This is a genomic window from Actinocrinis puniceicyclus (assembly GCF_018283645.1).
Taxonomy (GTDB): Bacteria; Actinomycetota; Actinomycetes; order Streptomycetales; family Catenulisporaceae; genus Actinocrinis; species Actinocrinis puniceicyclus.
Window position 1 is genome coordinate 1 of record NZ_JAGSXH010000155.1, and the last position, 10293, is coordinate 10293.

Genomic DNA, 10293 nt, shown 5'->3' on the forward strand with positions numbered 1-10293 from the left:
GCCCTCGAACGGCCCGCGTCCCGGCGCGCCCAAGCCCGCAGCGCCGCGCCCGGTAGCCCCGGCCTTCGAGGCCCCGGCCGCGCCCAGCACGCCCAGCGCGCCCAGCGCGCCCAGCGCGCCCGGCACGTCCAACGCGCCCGGCACGTCCAACGCGCCCGGCACGTCCAACGCGCCCGGCACGTCCGGCCCAGCCTCCGGCGGCGCCACCGGGCGTTCCGCGGCGCCTGGACCGCGTCCCGGACCCGCCCAGCGTCCCGCGGGCGGCTCGTCCCGCACCGGCGGCGGCTCGGCACCGCGTCCCGGTGCCCCGCGCACCTCCGGCCCGCGGCCGGGCAACAATCCCTTCACCTCCGGCTCGACCGGCATGCCCCGCCCGGGCGCGCCGCGTCCCGGAGGGGATCGCGACCGTGACCGTGACCGTGACCGCGCCCCCCGCAGCGATGCGCCGGGCGGCCCGCGTCCGGGTATGCCGCCGCGTCCCGCCGCCCCGCGCGGCGACCGCACCGGCGGCGCCCCCGGTGGCCCGCGTCCAAACCCCGGCATGATGCCCAACCGTCCTGCCCCCAGCCCGCGTCCGGGCGGAGGTCCCGGCGGCGGCGGTCGTCCCGGCGGCCCGGGTGCCCGTGGCGGCGCCCCGGGTGGTCCGCGTCCGGCGGGCGGTGCCCCGCGTGCCGGTGGCGGCCCCCGTCCGGGTCCCGGCGCCGGCTTCGGCCCGCGTCCCGGCGGCGGCGCTCCCGGTGGTGGTGGCGGCGGCGGTGGCGGCGGCGGCTTCGCCGGTCGTCCCGGCGGCGGCGGCGCAGGTCGCGGCGGCCGTGGTTCCGGCACCCAGGGCGCGTTCGGCCGTCCCGGCGGCCGCGGCCCGGCCCGTGGCCGCAAGTCCAAGAAGCAGCGGCGTCAAGAGTTCGACAACATGCAGGCCCCGTCGATGGGCGGCGTGCTGCTGCCCCGCGGCAACGGGCAGGTCGTACGGCTGACCCGTGGTTCCTCGCTGATGGACCTCGCGGAGAAGATCGGCGCCAACCCGGCGGCCCTGGTGCAGGCGGCCTTCGCCATCGGCGAGATGGTCACCGCGACCCAGTCGGTCAACGAGGAGATCCTGCAGCTGATCGGATCCGAGATCGGCTTCGAGATCCAGATCGTCTCGCCCGAGGAGGAGGACCGCGAACTGCTGGAGTCCTTCGACATCGAGTTCGGCGAGAACGACGGCGGCGACGACGACCTGATGCCGCGCCCGCCGGTGGTCACCGTCATGGGCCACGTCGACCACGGCAAGACCCGCCTGCTCGACGCGATCCGCAAGTCCAACGTGGTCGCGGGCGAGGCCGGCGGTATCACCCAGCACATCGGCGCCTACCAGGTCCCGGCCGTGGTCGGCGGCGAGGAGCGGAAGATCACCTTCATCGACACCCCCGGCCACGAGGCGTTCACCGCCATGCGTGCCCGCGGCGCGAAGGTGACCGACATCGCGGTGCTCGTGGTGGCCGCGGACGACGGCGTCAAGCCGCAGACCATCGAGGCGCTCAACCACGCCAAGGCGGCCGACGTGCCGATCGTGGTCGCGGTCAACAAGATCGACAAGGAGGGCGCGGACCCGCAGAAGGTGCGCGGCCAGCTCACCGAGTACGGTCTGGTCGCCGAGGAATACGGCGGCGACACGATGTTCGTGGACATCTCCGCCCGCGAGAACATCGGCATCCAGGACCTGCTGGAAGCGGTCGTGCTCACCGCGGACGCCTCGCTCGACCTGAGGGCGAACCCGAACCAGAACGCCGAGGGCGTCGCGATCGAGGCACACCTCGACCGCGGCCGCGGCGCCGTGGCCACCGTGCTGGTGCAGCGCGGCACGCTGAAGGTCGGCGACACCATCGTGGTCGGCGACGCACACGGCCGGGTGCGGGCCATGCTCGACGAGAACGGCAACAACGTCGAGGCGGCCGACCCGTCGCGGCCGGTCCAGGTGCTCGGCATGACCTCGGTACCCGGCGCGGGCGACACCTTCCTGGTGGTCGAGGAGGACCGGGTCGCCCGGCAGATCGCCGAGCGGCGCGCCGCCCGCGACCGCAACGCGCTGCTGTCCAAGCGGCGGGTGCGCGTCTCCATGGAGGACATCGGCAGCGCGTTCGCGGCCGGCGACATCCAGCAGCTCAACCTCATCATCAAGGGCGACGTCTCCGGTTCGGTGGAGGCCCTCGAGGACGCGCTGCTCAAGCTCGACGTCGGCGCCGAGGTCGACCTGCGGATCATCCACCGCGGTGTCGGCGCGATCACCGAGTCGGACGTGGACCTGGCGCTGACCAGCGACACCATCATCATCGGCTTCAACGTGCGGGCGGACGGCCGGGCCAAGGCCAAGGCCGACCGCGAGGGCGTGGAGATCCGGTACTACTCGGTCATCTACCAGGCGATCGAGGAGATGGAGGCGGCGCTCAAGGGGATGCTCAAGCCGGAGTTCGAGGAGGTGCAGCTGGGCACCGCGGAGATCCGCGAGGTGTTCCGCTCCTCGAAGTTCGGCAACATCGCCGGCTGCCTGGTGCGCTCGGGCCTCATCCGCCGCAACGCCAAGGCCCGGCTCATCCGGGACGGCGCCGTGGTGGCCGACAACCTTGCGATCGAGTCGCTGCGCCGGTTCAAGGACGACGCGACCGAGGTCCGTGAGGGCTTCGAGTGCGGTATCGGCCTCGGCTCCTTCAACAACATCCAGGTCGACGACGTGGTCGAGACCTACGAGATGCGGGAGAAGCCCCGCGTCTGATCCACGCAGTGTGCCCGCGGCCGCAGGTGTGCGACCGCGGGCACACTGCTGGCACCACCACCCGCTGGGCGCGATCCGGCAGACCTGCGCTCCAGCGAGCCGGCAAAGCCGGCAATCCAGCACTGATTCAGTCCGCGACGCATCCCCTGGGCCGGGTTGGCCCCGATGTCACTGGTGTTCACCGGAACCCTCACGATCGACCTGCTGCTCGGCGACGTGCACTCGCTCAAGGAGAAGCGGGGGCTGATCCGGCCCGTGCTGGCCGAGCTCAACCGCCGCCCCGCGGTCGGGGCCGCCGAGGTCGCCGCCCAGGATCTGCACCGCCGGGCGGTTCTGGGTATCGCCGTCGTGGCAGGCTCGCATCAACGGGTGGTTGAGCTGTTGGATGACTGTGAGGGCGCGGTGGCCTGGCGGCCCGAGTTCGAGCTGCTTTCGGTGCGCCGCCGCGTCCGCAGCGACGAAGACGACTGAGGCACAGGACAGGAGCGGGAAGATGGCAAACAACGCCACACGAGCGGCCAAGCTGGCCGACCGGATCAAGGTGGTGGTGGCCGAGACGCTCAAGACCCGGATCAAGGACCCGCGGCTCGGCTTCGTGACCATCACCGACGCCCGCATCACCGGCGACCTGCGCGAGGCGACCGTCTTCTACACGGTCTTCGGCGACGAGATGGAGCGTTCCGAGTCCGCGGCGGCGCTGGAGTCCGCCAAGGGCATCCTGCGCAGCGAGGTGGGCCGGCAGACCGGGGTGAAGTTCACCCCGACCCTCGCGTTCGTGGCCGACGCGATCCCCGAGGGCGCCAAGCAGATCGACGAACTGCTGGCCCGCGCCGCCGCCGCGGACGCCAAGGTGCACGAGGTGGCGAAGGACGCGACGTACGCCGGAGAGCCCGAGCCGTACCGCATCCCGCGCGCCGATGAGGACGAGGACGACGTCGACGACGTGCAAGACGTGCAAGACGTCGAGGACGAGTGAAGCGCGGCGGATGAACGACAGGGGCGCAGCGCGCCGTGACGCAGGCCGTCCGGCGCCGCCGGACGGCCTGGTGATCGTGGACAAGCCGGCCGGCTGGACCTCGCACGACGTGGTCGCGCGGATGCGCCGGCTGGCCGGAACCCGCCGGGTCGGGCACGCCGGCACGCTGGATCCGATGGCCACCGGCGTGCTGGTGCTCGGCCTGGAGAAGGCGACCCGGCTGCTCGGCCACCTCGCACTGACCCGCAAGGTGTACCAGGCCACGATCCGGCTCGGCCAGAGCACGCTGACCGACGACGCGGAGGGCGAGGTCACCGCGGCGGCGCCGGTCGCACACCTCGATGACGCGGCCGTGCTCGCCGCGATCGGCCCGCTCACCGGCGAGATCATGCAGGTGCCCTCGTCGGTGTCGGCGATCAAGGTGAACGGTGTGCGCTCCTATGCGCGCGTGCGCTCGGGCGACGAGGTGAAGCTGGCCGCGCGCCCGGTCACCGTGTACGAATTCACCGTGCATCGCACGCGCCGCGTCCCGGCCGGGGCGGCCATGGCGGCGGCCGAGGTGTTCGACCTCGATGTCACCGTCGCCTGTTCCAGCGGCACGTATATCCGGGCGCTGGCTCGTGACCTCGGCGCCGCGCTCGGCGTCGGCGGGCACCTGACGGCTCTGCGGCGCACGCTGGTGGGTCCGTACGGCCTCGCCCAGGCCCATACGCTCGAAGAGCTCGCCGAGGCCGTGGAACGCGGTGAACCGCTGCCTGTGCTCTCCCTGGCGGCCGCGGCCGCGGCCGCCTTCCCCCGCTACGACGTGGACGGCGGACAGGCGCAGACGATCGCGCACGGCGGTTTCCTGCCCTCGCCCGGTCTCGGCGGCGGGCCGATCGCGGTGTTCGGCCCCGACGGCGCGTTCCTCGCGTTGGTCGAGGAACGCGGCGACCGGGCCAGGCCCATAGCGGTCTTCGCGTGACCGCTATGGGCCGGGAATATTACTGCTGCGGCGGATTCGGGTTCGACCAGGGGTCAGCGGGCGGCTGCGGCGACCCGGGCGCGCCGGGCTGTCCGGGCGCGGCAGGCGGCATCGGTTCCTGGCCCGGCATGGCGTACGGATACGGGTAGCCGGGACCACCCGCACCGAACTGCGGCGGCTTGAAGTACGCCGAGGACTGCTTGTTCCACAGCATGATCACGGCGGCCAGGCCGACGAGCCAGGTGATGATGCCGATCGCGACGCCGATCCCGGACGCCTTCGCGGCCGAGAAAGGTCCCGAGCCGCCCGCCGAGGCGGCCAGCAGGCCCAGCACGCTCAGGCAGCTGATGCCGAAGAACACGGTCGCGGTGATCCGCGCCCAGTTCTTCCCGCTACGGTTCGCGAAGGCCATCCAGATCCACAGCCCGACCTCGATCAGGCCGAACACCGCGGCGATGGCGATGCCCGCGTGCACCGCGTTGTCGACCTGCGTGGTGGTGAAAGTAGGGTTCTTGGAAGTGATCGTCTCGCGCATCTTGGAGGTCTGGGTGAGCCCGACGACCGTGCCGATCAGCGTCAGGCCCGCGCCGGCCAGCATGAGGTAGAAGGCGTTCTGCACGGTCTTCGGGACGGGCGGTTTGGCGGGCATCCCGCTCTGACCGGGATACTGGGGGTAGGCCGGATACGGTCCGGGTTGCGGGTAGGCCATGACGATGAGGTCCCCTCCTGTGGAGTGTGTGCGGTCGAAATCGTAGAACGCCTGGCTCCCGCGGGCGACCGCCTATCCCGACATTGATCACTCCGCGTGATCTGGCAGGGTTGGGGCGAGGGCGACGAACTGGAGGAGTGACGGTTCATGGAACGCTGGCACGGCTTGTCCGAGGTGCCCCCCGGCTGGGGCACACCCGGCGGCTGCGTCGTCACCGTCGGCTTCTTCGACGGCGTGCATCAGGGCCACCGGCGGGTCGTGCGCCGAGCGGTCGCCCTCGCCCGAGAGCGCGGGGCCGCGGCCGTGGTGCTGACCTTCGACCCGCACCCGAGCGAAATCGTACGACCCGGTACCCATCCGCCGCTGCTGTCGACCCCGGCGCACCGGATGGACCTGATGGAGGCGCTGGGCGTGGACGCGGTGCTGGTGCTGCCGTTCACCACGCAGCTTTCGAAGCTCACCCCGGAGGAGTTCGTCCGGCAGGTCCTGGTGGAGCGTCTGCACGCGGTCGCGGTGGTCGTCGGTGGAAACTTCCGGTTCGGACACCGCGCGGCCGGCACGATCGAGACGCTGGCCGGACTCGGCGAGCGATACGGCTTCACCACGGAGGGCCTCGCGCTGGTGGCGCCCGAGGACGGAGCCGAGGCCCGCTTCTCCTCCACCGACGTGCGACGCATGGTGCTGGCCGGCGACGTGGAGACCGCGGCGCGGCGGCTCGGACGCCCGCATCGGGTGGAAGGCGTCGTGGTGCGCGGCGCCCAGCGGGGCCGGGAACTCGGCTTCCCCACCGCGAACGTGGACACGCCGCCGCACACCGCGATCCCCGCCGACGGGGTCTACGCCGGCTGGCTCGTCGTGTCCGGCGAACCGCTGCCCGCAGCCATCTCCGTCGGCACGAATCCCACCTTCGACGGCACCGCGCGCACGGTGGAGGCTTACGCGATCGGGCGCACCGACCTCGAACTGTACGGCGAGCACGTGGCCGTCGACTTCCTCGCCCGGCTGCGCGGGCAGGAGCGCTTCGAGTCGCTCCAGGAACTGGTCAAGCGGATGAATCAGGACGTCGAGGAAGCGCTGCGGCTGCTCGCCGCCGCCCCCGGGGTTTGACGCATCCCGCCGACGGCCGCGCGACCGGGCCGGACTGGCTGGGCAAGGCCCGTATTCGGTAGCGTGTGCGCTCACTCATTGTCTCCGGGGGGAGAAGCCGCACCGATGTCCGTCCTTTTCGCCGCGCCAGAACCAGGGGTCGACGACGACGCGCTGCTGAGCCGGACCGAGACGTGGTTCGTCGGCCGCGGACTGCCGTACTTCATCGAGGACCACAAGGCCACCGATGACGTCTTCACGCGGGCGCTTGCGCTGCTGGCCGCCTACTTCGTGATCAGCCTGATGCTGGTGCTCTCGCTGCGGCTGACCGTGCCGCAGCGCATCGGTGGCGCGGCGCTCGGCATCGGCCTGCTGCTCGGGCTCTACACCCTGCGCAACCTGGCGTCGGGGCGCGGCGCGTTCCGCCGGCCGCGGCGGATCGGCTGGGCCGAGGTCGGCGCACTGGTGCTGATCCCACCGGTCGTGGACGCGGTGGTGCGCAAGGACTGGCGGATCAACGGCTTCGACAGCTGGAAGATCACCGGTATCGACCTGGGCGGCAACCTCGGGGTCGTACTCGGCATCTACCTGTTCACCTCCGCCCTGCTGCCGCTGGCGCGCTGGGCGGTCAAACGCACCTTCCGGGAACTCGGCGAGGTCTTCGACCTGGCCGCGCGGGCCCTTCCGCTGCTGTTCCTGTTCAACAGCTTCCTGTTCATCAGCAAGGACGTGTGGGAGTTCGCCGGGGAGATGACCCGCCATCGGCTCTGGGGCGTGGTCGGCCTGTTCGCGCTCTTCACCGTGCTGTTCCTGGGCTACCGGCTGCCCGCCGAGGTCTCCCGCGTCGCAGAGCACGACGACCGCTCGTCCATCCGCCGGGCCTGTCAGGGCACGCCGATGGCCGGGGTGGTCGACCGGGTCGTGCTGCACGACGGCGCGTTGGCGCTCAGTCGCAGGCAGCGTGCCAATGTCCTGATGGTGCTGTTCTTCGGCCAGATGCTCCAGGTGCTGCTGCTGGCGGTGCTGGTGTTCGTGTTCTTCATCGGTTTCGGCTGGGTGACCATGGACTCGCGGCACATCGCCGAGTGGACCGGCCGCCCGGCCGAGCCGGCGCTGGCCTTCGGCCACCGGCTGAGCGACTACCTCGGATTCGACCTGAACACGGAGCTGTTCCAGGTCTCCATCTTCCTGGCCGCGGTCTCCGGCTTCTTCTTCGCGGTCTCGTCGATGACCGACGAGGCGTACAAGGAGCAGTTCTACGCCCGGATGAACGCCGAGCTGGAGACCGCGATCCAGGTGCGCCGGGTGTACGTCGCGCTGTATCAGGGTCGGCACACCGCTGCGGCCCCGGACGAGGACCCGGCGGCCACGCACGCGCGGCTGCGTATCCCGCGCCCGACCCGGGGCGGGCGCCGCTGGTTCGAGCAGACGCCGTACGAGCTCGGGATCCGCGGCCTAGGCGAGGGCGAGGAAACGGTCGAGCACCAGGCAGCCGAAATCGAGGGCTGAGATCGGCACCCGTTCGTCGACGCCGTGGAACATCGCGGCGAAGTCGAGGTCCGGGGTCAGCCGGAGCGGCACGAAGCCGTAGCCGCGCATGCCGCCCTTGCCGGCGCGGTCGAGCGAGGCGAAGGTCTTGTTGTCGGTGCCGGCCGAAAGGCAGTAGGGCACCGTGCGCGCGGCCGGGTCGTGCTCCCGCAACGCCGCCAGCATCGCCTCGACGATCGGCGCGCCGAACGGGGCCTCGACGCTGCGGTCGTGGTGGATCGCCTCGCGCGTGATCGCGGGGCCGGCCAGTTCGTCGATCGCGGCCAGGAACTCCTGCTCGCCGCCGGGCAGGAAGCGCCCGTCGATCACGGCGGCGGCGCGTTCCGGGATCACGTTGCTCTTGTATCCGGCTTCGAGCATGGTCGGGTTGGCGGTGTGCCGAAGAGTGGCGCCGACGAAGCGGGCCAGCGGGCCGAGCCGCTCGACCGCGGCCTCGGGGTCGGCGGGGTCGAACGGCACGCCCAGGGCGTCGCAGACCTCGGAGAGGAAGTCGCGCACCGTGGGGATCAGCGTCGTGGGGAAGCGGTGCGCGCCGATCCGGGCCACGGCGGCGGCCAGCGTGGTCACGGCGTTCTCGTCGTTGAGCATCGAGCCGTGCCCGGCGCGGCCGCGCGCGGTCAGCCGCATCCAGGACAGGCCCTTCTGCGCGGTCTCGATGAGGTACAGCCGAAGGTCGGGGGACACCTCGTAGGAGTAGCCGCCGACCTCGCTGATCGCCTCGGTGCAGCCGTCGAAGAGTTCGGGGTGCTCGGCGGCCAGGAACTTCGCGCCCTGATGACCGCCGGCCTCCTCGTCGGCGAGGAAGGCCAGCACCACGTCGCGGCGCGGCCGGCGGCCTTCGCGAACCATGCGGCGCACCACGGCCAGCGTCATCGCGTCCATGTTCTTCATGTCCACCGCGCCGCGGCCCCAGACCTGCGCCTCGCGCACATCCCCGGCGAAGGGATGCACCGTCCAGTCCGCGGCGTCGGCCGGGACGACGTCGAGGTGGCCGTGCAGCAGCAGCGCGTCGGCGGTCGGGTCGCTGCCCTCGAAACGCACCACGACCGATGCGCGCCCCGGCTCCGGCTCGAAGATCCGCGGCTCGAAGCCGGCTTCGGCGAGCCGTTCGGCGACGTACTCGGCGGCCGGCCGCTCGGGCTTGACCGGGTTCGAGGTGTCGATCCGGATCAGGTCGGTCAGCAGGCCGACCACCTCGCCGTAGGCAGCTTCGTCGGGGTGGGTTTCCATGGCCCTACCGTACCCAAGGCCCGGTCAGCGGGCGCGCTCCCCGAAGCCCTGGGCGACGTTGGCGGCCAGTTCGAGGTAGGCGTCCGCGGTGGCGGGGCGCAGCATCTCCAGGTCGATCTCGGCTCCGGTGCCCAGGTGCGGGTCGAACGGGATGGGCACGACCGCGCGGCAGCGCGCGGCGAAGTGGGTGACCAACTGGGTCAGGTCGAACTCCTTGGCGGAGGGCCGCACCCCGGAGATCACCGTGATCGAACGGGAGACCAGGTCCTGGTAGCCGTGCGCGACGAGCCAGTCGAGCGTGGTGGAGGCCGAGTTGCCGCCGTCGACGCTGGGCGTGGAGACCACGATGAGCTGGTCGGCCAGTTGCAGCACGCCGCGCATGGCCGAGTACAGCAGGCCGGTGCCGGAGTCGGTCAGGATGATCGAGTACTGACGCTGGAGCGCGCTGATGATGCGCCGGTAGTCCTCGTCGTTGAACGTCGTCGACACGGCCGGGTCCACGTCGTTGGCGAGGATCTCCAGCCGGCTGGGCGCCTGCGAGGTGAAACGGCGCATGTCCACGTAGCTCTGGATCGCCGGCAGCGCCTGGAGCATGTCCCGGATGGTGGCTCCGGTCTCGCGGCGCACCCGGCGGCCGAGAGTGCCCGCGTCGGGGTTGGCGTCCACGGCGATGACGCGGTCGCCGCGGTTCCAGGCGAGGGTCGCGCCGAGCGCGGTGGTGGTCGTGGTCTTGCCCACGCCGCCCTTGAGCGAGATGACCGCGATCCGGTGGCAGCCGAGCAGCGGCGTGCGGACCCGTTCGAGCAGGTCGATGCGCCGGGCCTCGGTCTTGCCCGGTGCGGGCTTGATGAGGCCGCCGGACGCGGACCGCAGGGTTTTGCGCCAGCCGGTGCGGGCGACCGGTTCGGCCTTGCGCACGAGGCGGTCCGAGGTGAGGTCCTGCGATGCCTGGAAGCCGAGCGGGGTGGTGGCTCCGGGTGGCGGCGGGGCCTGTCCGGGGTAGCCGCCGGGCCGCTGCGCGTACGGGT

Annotated in this window: 9 protein-coding genes; 6 read left to right on the plus strand and 3 right to left on the minus strand. The window is 71.9% G+C overall.

Annotated elements, in window-relative coordinates; translation table 11 throughout:
• The 4 genes from infB to truB all read left to right on the plus strand — a co-directional run.
• The coding region (infB, locus tag KGA66_RS25820; RefSeq protein WP_211471602.1) for a translation initiation factor IF-2 at positions 1–2752 on the plus strand (2752 nt) is incomplete at its 5' end.
• A 174-nt stretch (positions 2753–2926) separates the two neighbouring features.
• Complete coding sequence (locus KGA66_RS25825) at positions 2927–3223, plus strand: DUF503 domain-containing protein (RefSeq protein ID WP_211471618.1); 297 nt, start codon at positions 2927–2929, stop codon at positions 3221–3223.
• A gap of 22 nt (positions 3224–3245) precedes the next feature.
• Positions 3246–3728 (plus strand): 30S ribosome-binding factor RbfA, encoded by a 483-nt coding sequence (gene rbfA / locus KGA66_RS25830; protein ID WP_211471604.1) that lies wholly within the window; start codon positions 3246–3248, stop codon positions 3726–3728.
• A 10-nt stretch (positions 3729–3738) separates the two neighbouring features.
• On the plus strand, positions 3739–4692 hold the full coding sequence (gene truB, locus KGA66_RS25835) for a tRNA pseudouridine(55) synthase TruB (RefSeq protein ID WP_211471606.1): 954 nt from the start codon (positions 3739–3741) through the stop codon (positions 4690–4692).
• Positions 4693–4711: 19 nt separating this feature from the next.
• Here the strand turns inward: truB and KGA66_RS25840 are convergent, their stop codons facing one another.
• A complete protein-coding gene (locus KGA66_RS25840; RefSeq protein WP_211471608.1) occupies positions 4712–5401 on the minus strand; it encodes a hypothetical protein in 690 nt (229 codons plus the stop codon).
• 147 nt (positions 5402–5548) lie between these two features.
• Between KGA66_RS25840 and KGA66_RS25845 the strand changes: the two genes are divergently transcribed.
• Positions 5549–6508, plus strand: coding sequence for a bifunctional riboflavin kinase/FAD synthetase (locus KGA66_RS25845; RefSeq protein ID WP_211471610.1), 960 nt, complete (start codon positions 5549–5551; stop codon positions 6506–6508).
• A 105-nt stretch (positions 6509–6613) separates the two neighbouring features.
• A complete protein-coding gene (locus tag KGA66_RS25850) occupies positions 6614–7996 on the plus strand; it encodes a hypothetical protein (RefSeq protein ID WP_211471612.1) in 1383 nt (460 codons plus the stop codon).
• On the opposite strand, the gene KGA66_RS25855 is transcribed toward KGA66_RS25850, so the two are convergent.
• Complete coding sequence (locus KGA66_RS25855) at positions 7943–9265, minus strand: M20/M25/M40 family metallo-hydrolase (RefSeq protein WP_211471614.1); 1323 nt, start codon at positions 9263–9265, stop codon at positions 7943–7945. The two genes, KGA66_RS25850 and KGA66_RS25855, sit on opposite strands and share 54 nt — an antisense overlap.
• Positions 9266–9289: 24 nt before the next feature.
• On the minus strand, positions 9290–10293 hold a 1004-nt coding region (locus KGA66_RS25860; RefSeq protein ID WP_211471616.1), incomplete at its 5' end, for a MinD/ParA family ATP-binding protein.

What these genes read in the sequence shown, in the direction of transcription:
- rbfA (WP_211471604.1), top strand. Translation starts at nt 3,246, where the DNA reads ATGGCAAACAACGCCACACGAGCGGCCAAGCTGGCCGACCGGATCAAG.
- truB (WP_211471606.1), top strand. Translation starts at nt 3,739, where the DNA reads ATGAACGACAGGGGCGCAGCGCGCCGTGACGCAGGCCGTCCGGCGCCG.
- KGA66_RS25840 (WP_211471608.1), bottom strand. Translation starts at nt 5,401, where the DNA reads ATGGCCTACCCGCAACCCGGACCGTATCCGGCCTACCCCCAGTATCCC.
- KGA66_RS25845 (WP_211471610.1), top strand. Translation starts at nt 5,549, where the DNA reads ATGGAACGCTGGCACGGCTTGTCCGAGGTGCCCCCCGGCTGGGGCACA.
- KGA66_RS25850 (WP_211471612.1), top strand. Translation starts at nt 6,614, where the DNA reads ATGTCCGTCCTTTTCGCCGCGCCAGAACCAGGGGTCGACGACGACGCG.
- KGA66_RS25855 (WP_211471614.1), bottom strand. Translation starts at nt 9,265, where the DNA reads ATGGAAACCCACCCCGACGAAGCTGCCTACGGCGAGGTGGTCGGCCTG.